At 73.5% G+C, this 19752-nt stretch carries 20 protein-coding genes and 1 pseudogene; 14 read left to right on the plus strand and 7 right to left on the minus strand.

All coding sequences use genetic code 11. The features are described 5' to 3' along the window. Window positions 1–31 precede the first annotated feature (31 nt). Entirely contained in the window at window positions 32–1231 is a 1200-nt protein-coding gene (locus DC008_RS22710; RefSeq protein ID WP_108708535.1) for a sensor histidine kinase, read from the plus strand. Beyond that, window positions 1228–1842, plus strand: coding sequence for a response regulator transcription factor (locus tag DC008_RS22715; protein WP_055621857.1), 615 nt, complete (start codon window positions 1228–1230; stop codon window positions 1840–1842). The genes DC008_RS22710 and DC008_RS22715 overlap by 4 nt, the downstream gene beginning before the upstream one ends. A gap of 10 nt (window positions 1843–1852) precedes the next feature. Here DC008_RS22715 and DC008_RS22720 read toward each other — a convergent pair whose 3' ends face one another. Beyond that, a complete protein-coding gene (locus tag DC008_RS22720; RefSeq protein WP_108708536.1) occupies window positions 1853–2704 on the minus strand; it encodes a transglutaminase family protein in 852 nt (283 codons plus the stop codon). Window positions 2705–2743: 39 nt separating this feature from the next. After that, entirely contained in the window at window positions 2744–3736 is a 993-nt protein-coding gene (locus DC008_RS22725) for a GNAT family N-acetyltransferase (protein ID WP_108708537.1), read from the minus strand. 140 nt (window positions 3737–3876) lie between these two features. Between DC008_RS22725 and fdxA the strand changes: the two genes are divergently transcribed. Beyond that, window positions 3877–4197: a ferredoxin gene (gene fdxA / locus DC008_RS22730; protein ID WP_010474859.1), complete on the plus strand. Its 321-nt coding sequence runs from the start codon at window positions 3877–3879 to the stop codon at window positions 4195–4197. A 111-nt stretch (window positions 4198–4308) separates the two neighbouring features. After that, a complete protein-coding gene (locus DC008_RS22735; protein WP_108708538.1) occupies window positions 4309–5403 on the plus strand; it encodes a bifunctional succinyldiaminopimelate transaminase/glutamate-prephenate aminotransferase in 1095 nt (364 codons plus the stop codon). A gap of 68 nt (window positions 5404–5471) precedes the next feature. On the opposite strand, the gene DC008_RS22740 is transcribed toward DC008_RS22735, so the two are convergent. Both DC008_RS22740 and DC008_RS22745 read right to left on the minus strand, forming a co-directional pair. Further along, the gene (locus DC008_RS22740; RefSeq protein WP_108708539.1) at window positions 5472–5948 is read right to left on the minus strand and encodes an ATP-binding protein; all 477 of its coding nucleotides are present in this window, start codon (window positions 5946–5948) and stop codon (window positions 5472–5474) included. Window positions 5949–6292: 344 nt separating this feature from the next. After that, a pseudogene (locus DC008_RS22745) lies at window positions 6293–7269 on the minus strand (VldE C-terminal domain-containing protein). Window positions 7270–7364: 95 nt separating this feature from the next. Here DC008_RS22745 and dapE point away from each other — a divergent pair. Both dapE and DC008_RS22755 read left to right on the plus strand, forming a co-directional pair. Next, a complete protein-coding gene (dapE, locus tag DC008_RS22750) occupies window positions 7365–8444 on the plus strand; it encodes a succinyl-diaminopimelate desuccinylase (RefSeq protein WP_108708541.1) in 1080 nt (359 codons plus the stop codon). Window positions 8445–8563: 119 nt separating this feature from the next. Further along, the gene (locus DC008_RS22755) at window positions 8564–9322 is read left to right on the plus strand and encodes an LOG family protein (protein WP_108708542.1); all 759 of its coding nucleotides are present in this window, start codon (window positions 8564–8566) and stop codon (window positions 9320–9322) included. Window positions 9323–9644: 322 nt separating this feature from the next. Here DC008_RS22755 and folP read toward each other — a convergent pair whose 3' ends face one another. Continuing rightward, complete coding sequence (folP, locus tag DC008_RS22765) at window positions 9645–10505, minus strand: dihydropteroate synthase (RefSeq protein ID WP_108708544.1); 861 nt, start codon at window positions 10503–10505, stop codon at window positions 9645–9647. A 138-nt stretch (window positions 10506–10643) separates the two neighbouring features. Here folP and DC008_RS22770 point away from each other — a divergent pair, with 138 nt between their 5' ends. After that, the gene (locus DC008_RS22770) at window positions 10644–11000 is read left to right on the plus strand and encodes a DivIVA domain-containing protein (protein ID WP_055621866.1); all 357 of its coding nucleotides are present in this window, start codon (window positions 10644–10646) and stop codon (window positions 10998–11000) included. After that, entirely contained in the window at window positions 10997–11584 is a 588-nt protein-coding gene (locus DC008_RS22775) for a DNA-3-methyladenine glycosylase I (RefSeq protein WP_108708545.1), read from the plus strand. Before DC008_RS22770 ends, DC008_RS22775 begins: the two co-directional genes overlap by 4 nt. A gap of 30 nt (window positions 11585–11614) precedes the next feature. Here the strand turns inward: DC008_RS22775 and chcB are convergent, their stop codons facing one another. Continuing rightward, window positions 11615–12418 carry a 2-cyclohexenylcarbonyl CoA isomerase gene (gene chcB / locus DC008_RS22780; protein ID WP_108708546.1) on the minus strand — a complete coding sequence of 268 codons (804 nt, stop codon included), beginning with the start codon at window positions 12416–12418 and terminating at the stop codon, window positions 11615–11617. 376 nt (window positions 12419–12794) lie between these two features. Here chcB and DC008_RS22785 point away from each other — a divergent pair, with 376 nt between their 5' ends. Further along, complete coding sequence (locus DC008_RS22785) at window positions 12795–12962, plus strand: DUF3117 domain-containing protein (protein ID WP_003966491.1); 168 nt, start codon at window positions 12795–12797, stop codon at window positions 12960–12962. Between the two features lie 93 nt (window positions 12963–13055). On the opposite strand, the gene DC008_RS22790 is transcribed toward DC008_RS22785, so the two are convergent. Then, complete coding sequence (locus DC008_RS22790) at window positions 13056–13754, minus strand: O-methyltransferase (protein ID WP_308313342.1); 699 nt, start codon at window positions 13752–13754, stop codon at window positions 13056–13058. Between the two features lie 163 nt (window positions 13755–13917). Between DC008_RS22790 and sigE the strand changes: the two genes are divergently transcribed. From sigE to DC008_RS22815, 5 genes are all read left to right on the plus strand, one after another. Beyond that, complete coding sequence (gene sigE / locus DC008_RS22795) at window positions 13918–14688, plus strand: RNA polymerase sigma factor SigE (RefSeq protein WP_235073878.1); 771 nt, start codon at window positions 13918–13920, stop codon at window positions 14686–14688. Then, entirely contained in the window at window positions 14685–15650 is a 966-nt protein-coding gene (locus tag DC008_RS22800; RefSeq protein WP_108708549.1) for an anti-sigma factor, read from the plus strand. Before sigE ends, DC008_RS22800 begins: the two co-directional genes overlap by 4 nt. 1404 nt (window positions 15651–17054) lie before the next feature. Continuing rightward, entirely contained in the window at window positions 17055–18215 is a 1161-nt protein-coding gene (locus DC008_RS22805) for a S1C family serine protease (RefSeq protein ID WP_425276550.1), read from the plus strand. A 144-nt stretch (window positions 18216–18359) separates the two neighbouring features. Beyond that, entirely contained in the window at window positions 18360–18791 is a 432-nt protein-coding gene (locus DC008_RS22810; protein ID WP_108708550.1) for a sec-independent translocase, read from the plus strand. A gap of 226 nt (window positions 18792–19017) precedes the next feature. After that, window positions 19018–19686, plus strand: a complete 669-nt coding sequence (locus DC008_RS22815) for a hypothetical protein (protein WP_208645959.1) — start codon at window positions 19018–19020, stop codon at window positions 19684–19686. Window positions 19687–19752: the final 66 nt, after the last annotated feature.

Consider the following 19752-nt stretch of genomic DNA (forward strand, 5'->3'; position numbering starts at 1 on the left):
GCGCATCCCACCCGCCTGACACGCTGCGAGCGTGAACAGCGTCGGCATGGGGCAACGCCCGCAGAACCGCAGACAGCAGGTCGTCAAGTTCCTCTGGGTCGGCATCTGGCTCGCCTATCTGAGCGCGCCGGTCCGCGACCTGCTCGACGGAGGCCACAGCGACGGTGTGGTGGTCCTCGGCTGGATCGGCCTGGCCGCGTTCGTCTTCTGGTACTTCACCCTCGTCGTCCGGGCCGGCCGCGGCGAGCGCAACGGCGTCGTCCTCGGCTCGGTGGCGGTGCTGGCCGCCCAGTCGACGGTGCTGTCCCTGACCCTCGGCCGCGAGTGGCTCGTGCTGTACGTGTACGTGGCCATCGCCTCGGGCGCGGCCCTGCCGTTCCGCCTGGCCCGCTGGACGATCCCGGCCGTGTCCGCCCTGCTGACCGGCTGCGCGCTCCTGGTGCCGGACGGCACGTCGTTCCTGACCGGACTGCTGTTCCCGGCCCTGCTCGGCGGGTTCTCCATGACCGGCGTACGGGAGCTGATCCGCACGACGACGGAACTGCGGGAGGCCCGCGCCACGGTCGCCCGGCTCGCCGCCAACGAGGAACGGCTGCGGCTCGCCCGCGACCTGCACGACCTGCTGGGCCACTCGCTGTCCCTGATCACGCTGAAGAGCGAGCTGGCCGGCCGGATGCTCCCCGGCCACCCGGAGAAGGCGGCGCAGCAGGTAGCCGACATCGAGCAGGTCAGCCGTCAGGCCCTCGTCGACGTACGGGCCGCCGTCGCGGGCTACCGCAAACCCCGGCTCCTGGAGGAACTGGCGGGCGCCAGGGTCGCGTTGACGGCCGCCGGCATCACCGCCGAGCTCCCCGCCGAACCGGACCTCGACGGCGTCCCGGAGGACAGCGAGACAGCCCTGGCCTGGGCGTTGCGCGAAGCCGTCACCAACGTCGTACGGCACAGCGGCGCCCGGCGCTGCACGGTGGAGCTCCTGCGCCGCCGGACACTGGACGGCCTCCTCCTCGAACTCGCCGTCGAGGACGACGGTTCCGGCGGCCCACGCGGCGGCCCACGCGGCGGCCCAGGCGGTGGCCCCGGCGGCGGCCCGGGCAACGGCCTGACCGGTCTCACGGAACGCCTGACACAGGCGGGCGGCACCCTGGAGGCGGGCCGGACCCGGAACGGCTTCCTCCTGATCGCCCGCGCCCCGGTGGCGGCCGTCCCGGCGGACGTAGGATCCGGCGCATGAGCCCGACGATCAAGGTCCTCCTCGCCGAGGACCAGTCCATGGTGCGCGAGGCCCTGGCCGCCCTGCTCGGCCTCGAGGACGACATCGAGGTGGTCGCCCAGGTCGCCCGCGGTGACGAGGTCCTGGCGGCGGCCCGCGCGGCCGACGTGGACGTGGCCCTGCTCGACATCGAGATGCCGGGCGCGACCGGCATCGAGGCGGCGGCCGTCCTGCACGCGGAGCTGCCCGCCGTGAAGCTGGTCGTCCTCACGACCTTCGGCCGCCCCGGCTATCTGCGCAGCGCGATGGAGTCCGGTGCCGACGCGTTCCTCGTCAAGGACGCCCCGGCGGCCCAACTGGCCGAGGCGATCAGGAAGGTGCTGGCGGGGGAGCGGGTCATCGACCCGACGCTCGCCGCGGCGGCCCTCGCGGAGGGCGCCAACCCGCTGACCGACCGCGAGCGGGAGGTGCTGCGCGCGGCGGAGGACGGCTCGACCAACGCCGAACTCGCCGCGGCCCTGCACCTGTCCCAGGGCACGGTCCGCAACTACCTGTCGACGGCGATCCAGAAACTGGCGGCCCGCAACAGGGCGGAGGCGGTACGCATAGCCCGGGACAAGGGCTGGCTCTAGACCAGGCCCGTCAGTTCAGCAGAGCCCGCGCGGCCCGAGCCTCCGCCCGCACCCGCTCCGCGGCCCCCTCGTCGACGACCTCGATCAGCTCCGCGTACTCCTCCAGCTCCACGGCCCCCTGTACGAAGTCACCGCGCCGGACCAGGAGCTGCGCCCGCTCGAGCCGCAGCCGGGCCGGGTGCGCCGGCAGCAGCAGGGCCAGCTCCACCGCCCACAGCGCCACGTCCGTGCGCTCGGGCCGGGCGGCGGCCCACGCGCGCACGTTGTTGAGGATCCGCTGCACCACCTCCAGCGGATCGGCAGGCGTCAGCATCGACGGTTCCAGCGGCGCCCCCGTGGCCCCCGCCACCAGCAGCTCCGCGTCGGAGCCGGTCAGCACCCGCCCGCCGTCGAACGGGTCGGCCAGCACCTGGTCCCCGGGCGGGCCGAACCCGACCACGAAGTGCCCGGGCAGCGCGACCCCGTACACCGGGGCCCCGGCCCGCCGGGCCACCTCCATCCACACCACCGACAGCAGGATCGGCAGCCCCCTGCGCCGCAGCAGCACCTGGTGCAACAGGGACGACTCCAGCCGCTCGTAGTCCGCCGCGCAGCCGCGGAACCCGCACCGCTCGCCCAGCAGCTCCCGCAGCGCCACCGCCCACGCGTGCGGCCCGCCCGGCCGGTACGGCAGCCGGCCCGCCAGTTCGTCCAGCTCCATCTGCGCGGCGTCCATGCCCGCCTCGTCCAGCGCCCCGTCGGCCTCGGCGGCCACCAGCAGGCACAGGGCGGACAGATCGGGCCGCTCGGACCGCGCCTCCTCGGCGAACCGCCGCCGCAGCTCGGCCGAGCGCTCGGGGGTCGGGGGATACAGGGGACGCATAACCGGCTCGTGCCCTTCCACGGTGATCGGTACAGCCGCTCACGCGGAGCGGTAGTGGTGGTACGCGTGATGCGCGGCGAACCCCATCCCGGCGTACAGCCCGCGCGCGCCCACGTTGTCCGTCTCGACCTGGAGCCAGGCCGCCGACGCCCCCTCGTCCAGGGCGCGCGCCGACAGCGCGGCCATCACCCGGCGGGCCAGCCCGCGCCGCCGCAGCGCCGGGTCGACCTCGACGGCGGCGAACCCGGCCCACCGGCCGTCCACGACGCAGCGCCCGATCGCGGCGGGCGCCCCGCCGTGCTCCGCGGGGATGCTCGCGAACCACACCGAGGGGCCGCTGCCCAGCACCTTCAGGGCCACGTCGCTCACTCCCTTGCGCTGATACCGCGCAAGCCAAGCCTCGTCCGCTTCCCGGCTCAGCACCACTCCGGAGCCCTCGTGCCGGTCGGCGACCGGCGCCAATGCCCCGATCCACAGCTCGGCGGTCACCTCCCGCTCCCAGCCGCGCTCCTCCAGCTCCGCGCACAGCAGCTCCTGCGTGCCCTCGGCGCCGGTCGCGGTCTGGACGTACGCGGGCAGGCCGCGGGCGCCGTACCAGCGGCGCACCGCGTCGAGCGCGGCGTCGAGCGGCAGCCCGGGATCGCCCAGCGGCAGGACGGAGTTGGCGCGGCGGGTGAAGCCGGCGGCGGCGCGCAGCTCCCAGCCGCCGAGCCGCTCGCTCTCCACGGGCCGCCACGCGCGAGCGGCGACACGCGCGAGCTCCTCGTACGTCGCGGCGGGACCCCGGCGGCGGGCCGGAGCGGCGGGCACCACCTTGCCGGCGACCAGCGAGGCTTCCGGAATGCGGACGGTCTCACCACTCTTCCGTGTGATCAGCAGCACACCGTCGTCCCACGATGCGAGCACGCCCACCGTGTCGGTGAACTTCTCACCCGAACCAGCGGCATCGGCCAGGCGGCGTACCGAGACCCGTTTGCCCACGTCAGCAGCGGTGATACGGACCTCAAAGCGCCCCGTCGCAGAGATTTCCACAGGTCAGTTCACCCCTCCTGTTCGGATCATGCCCAAGAACGGAGATACTAGGGGCGGGCATCGACGACGCCGCGCTCCCGCGCGCCAGGCGGCGGAGCCTGAGGAGGCCCGCCAGCGCCCAATCGAGGAGGAACGACAGCGTGACCTACGTCATCGCGCAGCCTTGTGTCGACGTCAAGGACAAGGCGTGCATCGAGGAGTGCCCGGTCGACTGCATCTACGAGGGCCAGCGGTCCTTGTACATCCACCCGGACGAATGCGTCGACTGCGGTGCCTGTGAACCGGTCTGCCCGGTCGAGGCCATCTTCTACGAGGACGACACTCCGGAGGAGTGGAAGGACTACTACAAGGCGAACGTCGAGTTCTTCGACGAGCTCGGCTCTCCCGGCGGCGCCAGCAAGCTCGGTCTGATCGAGCGGGACCACCCCTTCATCGCCGCGCTGCCGCCGCAGAACGGGTAACACCCGTCGGCGACCCGCACAGCGTGCCGCCTCGGTCCCGTACGGCCTCGACCGCCGTACGGGACCGGGGCTTCGGCGTGTCCGGCCGTACCAGAAAGTGAGCGACATCCCGTGTCCGCAGTCTCCGACCGACTTCCGACCTTCCCCTGGGACAAGCTGGAGCCGTACAAGAAGACGGCCGCCGCGCACCCGGACGGCATCGTCGACCTCTCCGTCGGCACCCCGGTCGACCCGGTCCCCGAGCTGGTCCAGAAGGCGCTGATCGACGCGGCGGACTCCCCGGGCTATCCCACGGTGTGGGGCACCCCGGCGCTGCGGGACGCGATCACGGGCTGGGTGGAGCGCCGGCTCGGCGCCCGCGAGGTCACGCACCGGCACGTCCTGCCGATCGTCGGTTCGAAGGAACTGGTCGCCTGGCTCCCCACCCAGCTGGGCCTCGGCCCCGGCGACCGGGTGGCGTATCCGCGTCTGGCCTATCCGACGTACGAGGTGGGCGCGCGGCTGGCCCGCGCGGACTACGAGGTCTACGACGACCCGACCGAGCTGGACCCGACGGGCCTGAAGCTGCTCTGGCTGAACTCCCCGTCCAACCCGACCGGCAGGGTCCTGTCGAAGCGGGAGCTGACCCGGATCGTCGCATGGGCCCGCGAGCACGGCGTGCTCGTGTTCTCCGACGAGTGCTACCTGGAACTGGGCTGGGAGGCCGAGCCGGTCTCGGTGCTGCACCCCGACGTCAACGACGGTTCGTACGACGGCCTGGTCGCCGTGCACTCGCTGTCCAAGCGCTCGAACCTCGCCGGGTACCGCGCCGCCTTCCTGGCCGGAGACCCGGCCGTGCTGGGCCCGCTCCTGGAGATCCGCAAGCACGGCGGCATGATGACGTCCGCGCCGACCCAGGCGGCCGTGGTCGCGGCCCTGGGCGACGACGAGCACGTCCGTGTCCAGCGCGAGCGCTACGCGGCCCGCCGCGCCGCCCTGCGCACGGCCCTGGAGGGACACGGCTTCCGGATCGAGCACAGCGAGGCGAGCCTGTACCTGTGGGCCACGCGGGACGAGTCCTGCTGGTCGACGGTGGCGCACCTCGCCGAGCGCGGCGTCCTGGTGGCGCCCGGCGACTTCTACGGCGAGGCCGGCGCCCGGCATGTGCGGGTGGCGTTCACGGCCACCGACGAGCGGGTGCGGGCCGCGGTCCAGCGGCTGGCCTGAGACACGAAGGAGCGGCGGGGTCCGGGAAGCGTCCCGGACCCTGCCGCTCTCGTCCGCCTGCGGCCGTGTCAGCCGATCGGGAGGCCCTGCACCGGCAGCGAGCCGGTGGCGGGCAGCCCGCCCTGCGTGGCGGCCCCCGCGGTGTCGCCGAGGACGGTGCCGACCGACCCGGCCACGCCGCCCGCGGTCTGCTGGGCGGCCGGCGCGGCCTTCTTCGCGACCTTGCCGCCGGTCTTCGTCACCTTGCCACCGGCCTTCTTGGCGGCCTTGGTGCCCTTCTTGGTGACCTTGTCGCCGGTCTGCGTGGCCGTCGGCAGCGCCTGGTCGACGGCGGAGTCGACGGCACCGCTCGCGATCCCGGTGGCGTTCTGGGCGGCGCCGTCGACGACGCTCGCGCCGTCCAGCGCGGAGAGCCCGCCGACCTTGGACGCGTCGGGCAGTTCGGGGGCCGCGCTGGCGGAGCCGGCCGCACCGACCCCGGCGGCCGCTCCCGCAGCGACGATCAGCGCGGCACGGGCGATCCGGCGGGTCAGGGGGAGGGTCATGATGCTCCTTCGACGGGTAAGTCGGATGAGAACGTTGAAGTGTCCGACCAGGCCCGGCAGTTGACCGACAGGCTGTTGATCTCCGGGCTCGGCGCAGTGACTACCGCTCGAAGGCCGGGAAGGTTGCGGCGCGACAATGTAAAGAGTTGGCAATGCGTCGCATAATCGCCTGCGGACAAAAACGGGCAAAGCGCATCGCGTCGAAATCTGTGCGGAACCCTTACATCCCTTTGTTCACAAGGGCGTTGACCGCGTGAGGCCCGCCGCGCGCAAGCCTGCCCGCCGCACGGTCCCACGACACCCGCCGTAACCCGGCGGAGTGAGCCCTTGAACGTCTGCGCGTACTACCGCGTCGTCGTGATCCGGACCGCGTCCCGGCCCGTCCCGCTCTCCGGGGCGCCCGCGGTGCCGCTCGCCCGCCACCGGCTGTCGGTGTTCCCGGCGGTCCACTCGCGCCCCGCGTACACCACCTGCTTGATGTGCAGCCGGGACGCGTTGGCCACCGCCCAGTGCGCCAGCTGCCAGCCGCGCTCCCCGGCCTCGCGCCCGTCCCCGGACCGCCCGTCCCCGGTCACCGGCAGTACGACGGTCCGTCCGTCCCCGCGGGCGCCCGGCTCGGCGGACGGTGTCGGGGACGCCCTGCCGGTGCCCACCTCGGCGGCGGCCGACTGGAGCGCGTCGCGCCCGAAGTCCCGCACCAGCGCCGCCCGGACCCGGTCCGTGCCCTCGATGGGCGTCGTGTCCGGACGGCCCTCGCAGGTCAGGGTGGCCGCCGAGCGCCCGGTGAGCGCGGCGGCCAGCAGGGCGGCGTCCGGCTCGTGCTTGGCGTACGCCTCCGGGAAACCGCTGCGCTGGACGCGCTGCGCGGCCTCCGTCAGCGGGAGCCGGGTGTACTCGGGGACCTTGACGAGGTGCTCGTAGAAGGCGCCGGCCGCGTAGGTCGGGTCCATGATCTGCTTCTGGGTGCCCCAGCCCTGCGACGGCCGCTGCTGGAACAGGCCCAGGGAGTCCCGGTCGCCGTGCTCGATGTTGCGCAGCGCCGACTCCTGCAGCGCGGTCGCGAGCGCGATCGTCACCGCCCGCTCCGGCAGCCCTCGCCCCGTGCCCACCGCGGCGATCGTCGCCGCGTTCACCGCCTGCTCCGGGGTGAACTCGTACCGCGCGCCGTCCCCCGAGCCGGAGACGACCGCGCAGCCCGGGGTGTGCGCGCCCCCGGTGACGTACTGCACGGCGAGGTACCCCGCGACGGCGAGCAGGACCAGGAGGGACGCCCCCGGCGGAGGAGGCGGCCACGGCGTGTGGTGGGCGACGTCTTCGGCACGCGTACAAGGTAGCCGAGGCTACTGAGTGGTAGGGGAGTGGTGGGAGAAGAGGGACGGGGGAGGGGACGCGGGGCCGGAGGTTAGGGTCGGCCCCATGGCCGACACCTCCCTTGACCTCAGCCTCGACGCCGCCCTGCTCACCGCCCGGCTGGTCGACCTCCCTTCCGAGAGCGGCTCCGAGAAGCCCCTCGCGGACGCCATCGAGGGCGCCCTGCGCGCCCTGCCCCATCTGACGGTCGAGCGGTACGGCAACAACGTCCTGGCCCGCACCGACCTCGGCCGGCCGGAGCGGGTCATCCTCGCCGGGCACATCGACACCGTGCCGATCGCGGACAACGTCCCCTCGCGCCTCGACGACGACGGCGTCCTGTGGGGCTGCGGCACCTGCGACATGAAGTCCGGCGTCGCCGTCCAGCTGCGCATCGCGGCCACCGTCCCGGAACCCAACCGCGACCTGACGTTCGTCTTCTACGACAACGAGGAGGTCACCGCAGACCTCAACGGCCTCAAGCACATCGCCGAGAACCGCCCGCAGTGGCTCGAGGGCGACTTCGCGGTGCTGCTGGAGCCCTCGGACGGCGAGGTCGAGGGCGGCTGCCAGGGCACCCTGCGCGTGCTGCTGAAGACCACGGGCGAGCGCGCCCACTCCGCGCGCTCCTGGATGGGCTCGAACGCCATCCACGCGGCCTCCCCGATCCTGGCCCGCCTCGCCTCGTACGAGCCGCGCCACCCCGTGATCGACGGCCTGGAGTACCGGGAGGGCCTGAACGCGGTCGGCATCTCCGGCGGGGTCGCGGGCAACGTCATCCCCGACGAGTGCGTCGTCACCGTGAATTTCCGGTACGCCCCGGACCGCACCGAGGAGGAGGCCGTGGCGCACGTCCGCGAGGTGTTCGCCGACTGCGGTGTCGAGGAGTTCATCATCGACGACCACAGCGGCGGCGCCCTGCCCGGCCTGTCCCACCCGGCCGCCGCGGCCTTCATGGAGGCGGTCGGCGGCATCGCGCGGCCCAAGTACGGCTGGACGGACGTCTCCCGCTTCTCCGCCCTCGGCGTCCCCGCCGTGAACTACGGCCCCGGCAACCCGCATCTCGCCCACAAGCGGGACGAGCGGGTCGAGACGGCGAAGATCCTCGCGGGCGAGGAGCGGCTGCGGGCCTGGCTCACCGCGTGAGCCGATCGGGGCGCCGGCGGGTTTGGAACGTCTCAGCGCGGACATGCTGACGTCCCTCGCGGGTAACCCGCGTCGATCTACGCTGAGGCGGAACGTCCTGGCACATGGAGGGAGCGCATATGGCTACCGGTGACCCCGAGGGGAAAAAGCAGCCACCCGACGAGCAGCGGCTGGGGCCGGTGCTGCGGCGGCGCCACCAGGTGCAGGCGGGCACCACCGACCAGCGTCTGCTGGACGAGCGTGCTCCCACCGACTGGGTCCACACCGACCCCTGGCGGGTCCTGCGCATCCAGTCGGAGTTCATCGAGGGCTTCGGCACGCTCGCCGAGCTGCCGCCCGCGATCAGCGTCTTCGGCTCCGCCCGCACCCCGGTGGACTCCCCGGAGTACGAGGCCGGCGTGCGGCTGGGCCGGGGCCTGGTCGAGGCCGGCTTCGCCGTCATCACCGGCGGCGGCCCCGGCGCGATGGAGGCGGCCAACAAGGGCGCCCTCGAAGCGGACGGCACCTCGGTCGGCCTGGGCATCGAGCTGCCCTTCGAACAGGGCCTCAACCCCTACGTCGACATCGGCCTGAACTTCCGGTACTTCTTCGTCCGCAAGATGATGTTCGTCAAGTACGCCCAGGGGTTCGTGGTCCTCCCGGGCGGCCTCGGCACCCTCGACGAGCTCTTCGAGGCCCTCACCCTGGTCCAGACCCAGAAGGTCACCCGGTTCCCGATCGTGTTGTTCGGCACCGACTACTGGGGCGGTCTGGTGGACTGGCTGACCCACACCGTGGTGGCCCAGGGCAAGGCGTCCGAGAAGGACCTGCTGCTGTTCCACGTCACCGACGACGTGGACGAGGCGGTGGCCCTGGTGTCCAAGGAGGCGGGCCGCTGACCGGGCCCCTGTGAGACGGCGTGGCGGGGCTGGGGCCTTTCGTTCGGATCACACCCCGCGACCCCGGCCTGATCCCAACGCAAGGCCATAGGTCGTGTCCGCAAAGTCCCGCCTGCCGTTCGGCGCCCGGCACGCTCCCCCAAGCTCTTCGAGCAGGGGGGACCCCCACTCGCCGCACCGGCCGGCCACCCGCGTACAACCAGTACGCGGGAGCCCGTCCGGCACTCCCCCCAGCTCTTCGAGCAGGGGGGACCCCCAGAGCACGCACCGGACGCCGCTCGGCCCGCCCTACGGGCGGACGACGCGACTATACGGACACGACCTAGGCCAGTCCCCGCCGCGCCACGGCCGGCGGGCGGTGCCCCGCGATCGTCGCCACCATGTCCAGCACCTGCCGGGTCTCCGCCACCTCGTGCACCCGGTAGACCTGGGCGCCCAGCCACGCGGACACCGCGGTCGTCGCGAGCGTCCCGACCACCCGCTCCTTCACCGGCCGGTCCAGGGTCTCCCCGACGAAGTCCTTGTTGGACAGGGAGACCAGCACCGGCCAGCCCGTCTCCACCATCTCCCCGAGCCTCCGGGTCGCCTCCAGGCTGTGCCGGGTGTTCTTCCCGAAGTCGTGCCCCGGGTCGATCAGGATCGACTCGCGGGGGACCCCCAGCGCGAGCGCCCGCTCCGCCAGGCCCACGGTCACCCGCAGGATGTCCGCCATGACGTCGTCGTACGTCACCCGGTGCGGCCGGGTCCGGGGCCGGGCGCCCCCGGCGTGCGTGCACACCAGACCCACTTCGTAGCGGGCCGCCACCTCCGCCAGGCCGGGGTCCACACCGCCCCAGGCGTCGTTCAGCAGATCGGCGCCCGCCTCGCACACCGCGGCGCCGACGTCGGCCCGCCAGGTGTCCACGCTGATCACCACGTCCGGGAAGCGCCGCCGCACCTCCGCGACGAACCCGACCGTGCGCCGCGCCTCCTCCTGCGCGGTCACCTCCTCGCCGGGACCCGCCTTGACGCCGCCGATGTCGATGACGGCCGCGCCCTCGGCCACGGCCTGCTCCACGCGCGCGAGGGCCGGCTCGTCCTGGAACGTCGCCCCCTGGTCGTAGAAGGAGTCCGGGGTCCGGTTCACGATCGCCATGATCACCGGCTCGTGCGCGCCGAACTCACGACTGCCCAGCCTGAGCATCCCCTGTTGACCTTCCCTCGACATTCCCGCTGCGTGCGGCCTTCGGGCCGCCTGCGACCCTAACCGTCAGCGTCGCATGGCACGATCGGACCCTGACACACCCGACCGCTCGCATCACGGACCGTGGGGGCCACAGCGATGCTCATGTTCTTGTTCCTGGTCGTCGCGCTGGCCGTCGTGGTCGCAGCGGTGACGCTCGCCGTGGTGGGCGGCGGCGAGGGCGACGGACCGCTGCCGGAGGCCGCGCCCGAGCGGCTGAGCGACCCGCTGCCGCCGGACCGCCCGGTCGGCCGCGCCGACGTCGAGGGCCTGCGCTTCCCGCTGGCCGCCCGCGGCTACCGCATGGCCGATGTCGACGACGCCCTCAGCCGCCTCGGCGCCGAGCTCGCCGAGCGCGACGCCCGTATCGCCGACCTGGAGTCCGCGCTGGCCGGGGCGCGGGCGCCGCGCGACCAGGTGTCCATGGAGAAGCCCGACCAGGAGGACCAGCGGTGAGCGACGGCACCGCCCTCCCGGGCCCGGACGGCGCCCTCCGCTGCCCCTGGGCCCTCTCGACCCCGGACTACGTGGCCTACCACGACGAGGAGTGGGGCCGCCCCGTCCACGGCGACGACGCCCTGTACGAACGGCTCTGCCTGGAGGCGTTCCAGTCCGGCCTGTCCTGGATCACGATCCTGCGCCGCCGCGAGGGCTTCCGGGCGGCCTTCGCCGGGTTCGAGATCGCCCGGGTCGCCGAGTTCACCGAGGCCGACGAGGAGCGTCTCCTCGCCGACCCGGGCATCATCCGCAACCGTTTGAAGATCGCGGCGACCGTGGCCAACGCGAAGGTGCTGGCCGGCTGGGCCCCGGGACAGCTCGACGCCCTCATCTGGTCCCACGCCCCCGACCCGGCCGGCCGGCCGGTCCCGAAAACCCTGGCGGACGTCCCCGCGATCACCCCGGAGTCGACGGCCCTGTCCAAGGCGCTGAAGAAGCGCGGCCTGCGGTTCGTCGGCCCGACGACGGCGTACGCCCTGATGCAGGCGTGCGGCCTGGTCGACGACCATCTCGCCGCATGCGAGGCGCGGGGCGTCGCCTGACGGCGGGACGGCGCCTCGCGGCTCTGGTGCTCAGCGGCCGAGGTAGCGGGGCTTCTCCTTGTTCACGAACGCCTGCACCGCGATCGCGTGGTCCTCGGAGGAGCCCGCGCGGGTCTGCAGCTCGTCCTCCTTGTCGAGGGTCTCCTCCAGGGAGTGCGCCAGCCCGAACGCCACCGCCTCCTTGATCGCCGCGTACGCCACCGTCGGGCCCTCGGCGAGCGAGCGCGCCACGCGCTCCGCCTCCGCGCGCAGCTCCGCCGCCGGCACCAGACGGTTCGCGATCCCGAGGTCGTACGCCTCCTGCGCGCCGATGTTGCGCGGGAAGAGCAGCAGGTCCGTGGCGCGGCTCGGGCCGACGACCCGCGGCAGCGTCCAGGAGATCCCGGAGTCGGCGGTCAGCGCGACCCCCGCGAACGACGTGTTGAACGCGGCGGTCTCCGCCACCACCCGGTAGTCCGCGGCCAGCGCGAAGCCGAGGCCGGCCCCGGCGGCGACGCCGTTCACCGCGGCCACGACCGGCTTCCGCATTCCGGCCAGCGCCCGGACGATCGGGTTGTAGTGCTCCTTGACCGTGGTCATGGTCAGCCGCGACCCGGTCTCCCGGTCGGAGGCCAGCAGCCCGATGTGCTCCTTCAGGTCCTGCCCCACGCAGAACGACCGCTCCCCGGCCGCCGTCAGCAGCACGGCCCGTACGGCGTCGTCGCCGGCGGCGGCCTCGACCGCGTCCCGCAGGGCGACCTTGGCGGCGATGTTCAGCGCGTTCATCGCTTCGGGGCGGTTCAGCGTGATCGTCGCCAGCCCGTCGCTCACCTCGTAGAGCACGGTGTCGGCCATGGTGTGTCCCCTCCGGTGTGGCGGCTCGGGCGTACTCGTCGGTACGCCCCTGTCTGAGGGACAGCATGGCGGAGATCACGGCCCGCCACGGCGACCGGACGTGTGACCTGCGTCAAAGAATGCCCGCACGGGCGCGTGCGCTCGAAGTGTGCGGGGTGGCGCAGTATCGCAGCCACATCGCCGAATTGAGTGGTTTTGCTCGCGCGCGTTGCCCAAGCGATGCCGACCGATGTTGGTCATCGGGTCCTGCGATGCGGGATAATGGCTGGGAAGCAATGTGTTCGATGCCGGTGTCGCGTGTCTCACTCCCGAGACGCGTGCCCTCCATGGGGCCGTCGGCTTTGACGATGAGCTGGTTTCAGGAAGGGGAACGAGCATGGCGGCCATGAAGCCGCGGACGGGCGATGGCCCGCTCGAGGTGACCAAGGAGGGGCGGGGCATCGTCATGCGCGTTCCGCTCGAAGGCGGCGGTCGGCTCGTCGTCGAGTTGACCCCTGACGAGGCCGACGCGCTCGGCGACGCCCTCAAGAAGGTCGTCGGCTGACGCGGGAGCGACCCTACCCTTTCGGTGACCCCGGCACTCCGCGGATGCCGGGGTCGCTGTTTTCCCCGGGGCGTACGGCCCCTGGAGCGTCCCTCAGCGCTTGACCGCGCACAGCAGTCCGTCGCCCACCGGCAGCAGCGACGGGACGAGCTCCTGGCTCTCCCGCACCGCCCGCAGCAGCTCACGGACGCGTATCACCTCGGTGGGCTGGGGGCCCGAGTCGACGGTACGGCCGTTGGCGAAGACGCCCTCGAACGCGACGAGGCCCCCCGGACGCAGCAGACGCAACGATTCGGCGAGATAGTCGAGGAACTCCAGCCGGTCGCCGTCGCAGAACACCAGGTCGTAGCCGGCGTCCGCGAGACGCGGCAGGACGTCCAGCGCGCTGCCCGGGATGAACCGGGCACGGTTGCTCGCGAACCCCGCGGCGCGGAAGGCCTGACGGGCGAACTGCTGATGCTCCGGCTCCGAGTCGACCGTGGTCAGGACGCCGTCCGGGCGCATGCCGTGCAGGAGGTGGATGCCCGACACGCCGGTGCCGGTGCCGATCTCCGCGACCGCCTTCGCGTCCACGGTGGCGGCGAGCAACCCCAGAGCGGCGCCCGTGCCGGGCGAGACCGAGCGCAGTCCCGCCTCGCGGGCCCGGTCCCGGGCCCAGCGCAGGACGTCGTCCTCGGCGACGTAGGCGTCGGCGAACGCCCAGCTCGTCTGCCGGTTGCCGGTAATGACCCTCTCCTGTCCCCGTGGTTGCCTGGGCGTGACTGTATCCGTTGCGCTCGGGAACCCGCAGATGGGACCGCGCGTTTGGAAGGGTGGGAAGACGAGCGGGGGGACACAGTTGGATCACGATGACGAGCAGGGTCGCGAGCAAGTGCCGACGCAGGCGCACCAGCCGTGTCAGCCCAGTTCAAACTCTCGTAAAACCGCTTATCCGGAGCTAACGGGCGAGGTGGCTATGGTAGGGGCTCCACTGGACACCACCAGAGCCGATAGGGGAGGTGCGGCTGCGCCTGCGGATCGGGCAGGGGTGCTGCGGCGCCTCCTCGGATCGGCGGGCAGGCCGAAATCCGTGAACGACACCGCTGACCACAGCCACGCCGGCGACTTCGCCCAGACCGCGACCTTCTCCACCGACGCGGACGGGCAGGCGTGGACTCCGCCCACCTGGGAGGAGATCGTCAGCACGCACAGCGGCCGTGTGTACCGGCTCGCCTACCGGCTCACGGGCAACCAGCACGACGCCGAGGACCTCACCCAGGAGGTCTTCGTCCGTGTCTTCCGCTCCCTGTCGACCTACACGCCGGGCACCTTCGAGGGCTGGCTGCACCGCATCACGACGAACCTGTTCCTGGACATGGTCCGCCGCAAGCAGCGCATCCGGTTCGACGCGCTGGGCGAGGACGCCGCCGAGCGGCTGCCCAGCAAGGAGCCCTCGCCCCAGCAGGTCTTCAACGACGCCCACTTCGACGCGGACGTCCAGCAGGCCCTCGACACCCTCGCACCGGAGTTCCGCGCCGCGGTCGTCCTGTGCGACATCGAGGGGCTGTCCTACGAGGAGATCGCCGCCACCCTCGGCGTCAAGCTCGGCACCGTCCGCTCGCGGATCCACCGCGGCCGCTCGCAGCTGCGCAAGGCCCTCGCCCACCGCTCGCCGGAGGCGCGTGCCGAACGCCGCTCCTTCGTGCCGCGCGTGGCCGCTCTGGGGGGAGGGGGCGCGAGCGCGTGAGCGGCCTTCGACCCGACCCCATCGAACGGCTCTTCGCCGAGCAGCACCTTGGCGACCGACTGTCCGCCCTCGTGGACGGAGAGCTCGGTCATGAGACGCGTGAGCGCGTCCTGGCCCACCTGGCGACCTGCGCCCGGTGCAAGGCCGAGGTCGACGCACAGCGCCGACTGAAGAACGTCTTCGCGGAGGCGGCACCCCCGCCGCCCTCCGAGAGCTTCCTGGCCCGCCTCCAGGGCCTCCCCGGGGGAGGCGACCCGGACGGCGGCCCGCCGCTCGGCGGGGGTGGATTCGGGCTGGCCGGACGGCCCGGCACCGCGGGCGCCTTCGGCGTGAAGCGCGACGACGCCTTCGAGTTCGGTTACGTCCCCTCGGGCGCGCACGCCACGTTCGCCGGGGCCGACCGGGGCTTCCGCACCCACCCGGTGACCGGACGTCAGGACACCGACCGCTCCGCGTCGTCGCGGATGCGGTTCGCCTTCGTCGCGGCCGGCGCCGTGTCGCTCGCCGCCATCGCGCTCGGCGGTGTCACCGGCAGCGTGCCGACCGACACCGACGCCCGCGGCGGCTCCGGCGGCAGCAATGTGACACCGGCCCGCTCGCAGGGCGCCGGCGCCAGTACGGCTCCGGAGAACCAGCGCCGCCGGGGCGCCGGCCCGCTGCTCGCGCAGGGGCAGGCGTCCGGGGCTCCGCAGGCGCCGGTCGCCCCGACGAAGACCCCCGCTCCGCTGCTCCCCGGGGTGCCGGCCGCGCCGGCGGCCGAGGACGTGCGGACGCTGACAGCACCCGTGGTGGCGGGCGCCGCCGCCATGTCCCCGCTGATACGTCCGCTGAGCGCCACCCCGCCGCTCAGCCTGTCCTCCTGGTCCAAGGACTCCGGGACCGCCGCGACCCCGGGCCTGCTCGCCGCACCCGTCCCCGCCACGACCTCCTCCCCGACCGCCTCTCCGGCCACCGGTCCCTGACCCCGGCCCCTGCTCCGGCCCTCTGCGCAGCGGCCCACGAACCTGGTTGAATCCGGGGTGGGCCGCGCGTCCGCGTGCCCGCCGGACGGGTGGCCGAACTGAGTAGGAAGCAGAGCATGAACGAGGGGAAGCCCACGCGGGCGAAGTGGTGGAACCGCCCCCGTCCGCAGGAGGCCCCTCCGGGGGTGACCCCTGCCGGGGAGTCCGCCGACGGCGACTTCGAACTGGCCGGCCCCGTACGGCCGGCGGCCACCCCGGCCCCGGACGACGACTTCCCGCTCCCGCCCGCGCGGGCCACTTCTGACGGCGACTTCGAACTGGCGGAGCCTCAGCGTCCGCCGGTACCGCAGCAGCGCCTTGCGGAGGGGGAAGCGGGGGAGGCTCCGGGTGGCACGCCGGCGGCCCCCGCCGCCTCGGCTCCGGCTCAGGGGGGCGGGCCCCGGCCGCTGGACGCGGTGACGCCGGACGCCCCGGAGCGGGGGGTCGGCACGGGCACGGAGCCGGGCCAGGAGGCGGCCTCTGCCGGCTCTGCCCCGGCTCAGGGGGGCGGGCCCCGGCCGCTGGACGCGGTGACGCCGGACGCCCCGGAGCGGAACGCGGGCGCGGGCACGGAGCCGGGGCAGGAGGCCCCCGCCGCCTCCCCGGACGGGCATGCCGAGCACGGCGCGGGAGGCGGGGCCGCACAGGCCCCAGCAGCCGAGACCTCCGCCCCGGTTGAGGCCCCGGCCGCCGCTCCCACCTCGGCCCAGGACGCTGCCCCCGCTCCCACCTCCGCCCAGGACGCTGCCCCCGCTCCCGCCCCGGCCCCCGCCCCCGCCCCGGCCCCCGCCCCCGCCCCGGCTCAGGACGCGAGCCCGCGCCCCCTCCACGACCCCGACCCGTACAGCACTCCGCCGTACGGTGAGCCCGGTCCCTGGGCGCCCGCCCCGCCGGTCCAGCACCCGGCGGCCACGCCGGCCCACGGCACCCCGGCGGCCGCCGCCCTGCCGGGCCAGCCCGCACCTCACCACCCTCAGGTGGTACCGGCCCAGCAGGTGCCCCCGGTGGCACCCGCCCAGGCCGCCCCGGAGCAGCCTGCGCCCCCGTCGGGTCAGACCCAGCCAGGGCCTCCCGGTGCGCCCGCGCAGGCCGGCCCCGCGCAACCCGTGCCCTCGTCGGGCCCGGTCCGGTCGGTGCCCCCTGCCGCGTCCGCCCAGGCCGTCCCGGCGCAGCCCGTGCCCTCGTCGGGCCCGACCCACAAGGCACCCCCCGGCGCCCCGCGCAAGCCGTCCCCGACCCCGCCTTCGCCGACGCGCCCCCACCCACCGCTCCCGCCTTCGCCGACGCGCCCCCACCCGCCACTCCCACCACCCCGTCGACCCCTGGCGGAACTACGACCCCTGGACTCGGGCGGCCGAGCGGGCCGTGGCGGCAGCGCCCCTGCAGGACAGCGGTGCCGGGGTCGGGGGCCCGCGGCGGCGGGTAAAGGGGGCGCTGATCGTCGGAGCCCTGGTGATCGCCCTCGTCTCCGGCGGCGTCGGCGGGGTGCTGGGGACGTACCTCGAGCGCAACGGCGGGCTGGACACCGTCGAGCTGCCGCAGGCCGGCGTCGAGTCGCCCGACCGGGCCGCCGACAGTGTCGCCGGGATCGCCGCCCGCGCCCTGCCCAGCGTCGTCACCCTGCATGTGAGCGGCGGTTCGGAGCAGGGCACCGGCACCGGGTTCGTCCTTGACGAGCGCGGTCACATCCTGACCAACAACCACGTCGTCGAACCCGCGGGCGAGGACGGCGAGATATCCGTGACCTTCCACAGCGGCGACACCGCCGAGGCGGAGGTCGTGGGCCGGGACAGCGGCTATGACCTCGCGGTCGTCAAGGTCAAGGGCGTCGGCGGACTGCGGCCCCTGCCGCTCGGCAACTCCGAGAACGTCCAGGTCGGCGACCCGGTCGTCGCGATCGGCGCCCCGTTCGACCTCGAAGGCACCGTCACCTCCGGCATCATCAGCGCCAAGCAGCGGCCCATCACCGCCGGCGGCGAGAGCGGCGACGGCAGCGACGTGTCGTACGTCGACGCGCTCCAGACCGACGCGCCCATCAACCCGGGCAACTCCGGCGGCCCCCTGCTCGACGGCGCCGGACGGGTCGTCGGCATCAACTCCGCCATCCGCTCCGCAGGCAGCGGCGCCGAGCCGGACGGCGGTCAGGCCGGCTCCATCGGCCTCGGCTTCGCCATCCCGGTCAACCAGGCCAAGCGGGTCGCCGAGGAACTGATCGAGACCGGCAGGGCCACCCACCCGGTGATCGGCGTCACCCTGGACATGGAGTACGCCGGCGACGGCGCCCGGGTCGGCAGCAAGGGCAGCGACGGCGGCCCGGCCGTCACCAAGGGCGGGCCCGGCGCCAAGGCGGGCATCAAGCCCGGTGACGTCATCACCGAGATCGACGGAGCCCGCGTGCACTCCGGCGAGGAACTGATCATCAAGACCCGCGCCCACCGCCCCGGCGACCGCCTCGAACTGACCCTGAGGCGCGACGGCAAGGAGATCACGCTGAAGCTGACGCTGGGCTCGTCGAGCGGCCGGTGACCCGCACACCGGGCCGACCCGGAAGGGTCGGGACAGTACCGGTCGTAGGGGATGGACGGGTAACGTGGGGGCGGCCCGGACCACGGAAAGACCCGCAAGCGACCACCGAGGGCCGAGGACCGAGGACATCGCAAGGAGCTTCAGGTGTTCAATGACATAGGACCGCTCGAGCTGGTGACGCTGATCGTCCTTGCCGTGCTCGTCTTCGGTCCGGACAAGCTCCCCAAGGTCATCCAGGACGTCACGCGGACGATCCGCAAGATCCGCGAGTTCTCCGAGGGTGCCAAGCAGGACATCCGCAAGGAACTCGGCCCGGAGTTCAAGGACTTCGAGTTCGAGGACCTCAACCCCAAGACCTTCATCCGCAAGCAGCTGGACAACGAGGAACTGGGGCTGAAGGAGATCCGCAACGGCTTCGACCTGAAGAAGGAGATGGCCGAGGTCACCGACGCCGTCCACGGCCGGGAGACCGAGCCGCCGACGCCGGCCCCGTCGGCGGGCGGCCGTATCGACATGACGAAGAAGCCGGAGACCCCGCGCGTCGAGCGCCCGCCGTACGACGCCGACGCCACCTGAGCGGCCCGGCGGCCCGCCCGCACGTGACGCTTCTCATACTCCGCCGGAGGTCCTTCACGGCCTGAACCCGCCTTTCGCGCGCCTCGCGCGCCGGGCGGCTCCCCGGCTGCCGGCAATCGTGTGGATATGCTGCCGAGTTGTTGTGCGGACCGTACCCAGAAGGGACCGCCGCCCGAAGGGGGGCGGGCCGGGCTGGTCCGGCGAGAGCGAGGAGGCGTCCGGGCACATGGAGACGACGAGTCAGACGACGAGTCGGGCGGTCGCGCAGGAAACGACCGAGGAGAGCGGCCGGCAGGTCCCCTCCGCCCGGCGCACGGTCGACGGCTATCTGCTGGCGCCCTTCCCCTGGTACGGCCTCGACGAGGCGTTCACGGGGCCGCGCTGGCTGATGCAGGTCGGCATGGCGGCCGACGGGGCCGTGGAGCACGGTTCGATCGGGCACGGCGACGAGCCGTCCGTGCTCAACGAGGCCTCGGAGGGCCGTGAGAAGTTCGCGGTGGTGGTGACCGTCGCGGCCAACCCGTCCCGCCGCAGCGCCGACGGCACGGGCCTGCTGGAGGCCACCTCGGTCTCCTCGGCGGCCTGGCTGGCCGGTGTGGGACTGCTGTCCTTCACCTGGCCGGGGCAGATGGACCACTCGCTGCGGGACGACTGGCTGGACCAGCAGACCGAGACGGCCTGGGCGCTGGCCGACGACCTCGACGGACCGGACTGGTCGACGCTGTCCCTCCCCGTGGACGGGGTGCCGACCCCGTTCCACTACCGGGAGTCCGAGTTCGGCTGGGTGCTCGCCGGCTCCACCCAGGAGGGCGTCCACGTGGGCGCGTACGGCCGCGGCATGAGCGCGTACGGCCTGGGCTTCGCCATGATCAAGGACATCGCGTCCTACGCCTGACACGGCACGAGGAAGGGGCGCCGCATGATCCGCGGCGCCCCTTCCTCGTGCGCACCCGCCTCTGAG

This window comes from Streptomyces nigra (assembly GCF_003074055.1).
Lineage (GTDB): Bacteria > Actinomycetota > Actinomycetes > Streptomycetales > Streptomycetaceae > Streptomyces > Streptomyces nigra.

Coding starts and splice junctions, on each gene's coding strand:
- DC008_RS22715 (WP_055621857.1), top strand. CDS start 1,228: ATGAGCCCGACGATCAAGGTCCTCCTCGCCGAGGACCAGTCCATGGTG.
- DC008_RS22720 (WP_108708536.1), bottom strand. CDS start 2,704: ATGCGTCCCCTGTATCCCCCGACCCCCGAGCGCTCGGCCGAGCTGCGG.
- DC008_RS22740 (WP_108708539.1), bottom strand. CDS start 5,948: ATGACCCTCCCCCTGACCCGCCGGATCGCCCGTGCCGCGCTGATCGTC.
- dapE (WP_108708541.1), top strand. CDS start 7,365: ATGGCCGACACCTCCCTTGACCTCAGCCTCGACGCCGCCCTGCTCACC.
- DC008_RS22755 (WP_108708542.1), top strand. CDS start 8,564: ATGGCTACCGGTGACCCCGAGGGGAAAAAGCAGCCACCCGACGAGCAG.
- folP (WP_108708544.1), bottom strand. CDS start 10,505: ATGCTCAGGCTGGGCAGTCGTGAGTTCGGCGCGCACGAGCCGGTGATC.
- DC008_RS22770 (WP_055621866.1), top strand. CDS start 10,644: ATGCTCATGTTCTTGTTCCTGGTCGTCGCGCTGGCCGTCGTGGTCGCA.
- chcB (WP_108708546.1), bottom strand. CDS start 12,418: ATGGCCGACACCGTGCTCTACGAGGTGAGCGACGGGCTGGCGACGATC.
- DC008_RS22785 (WP_003966491.1), top strand. CDS start 12,795: ATGGCGGCCATGAAGCCGCGGACGGGCGATGGCCCGCTCGAGGTGACC.
- sigE (WP_235073878.1), top strand. CDS start 13,918: ATGGTAGGGGCTCCACTGGACACCACCAGAGCCGATAGGGGAGGTGCG.
- DC008_RS22815 (WP_208645959.1), top strand. CDS start 19,018: ATGGAGACGACGAGTCAGACGACGAGTCGGGCGGTCGCGCAGGAAACG.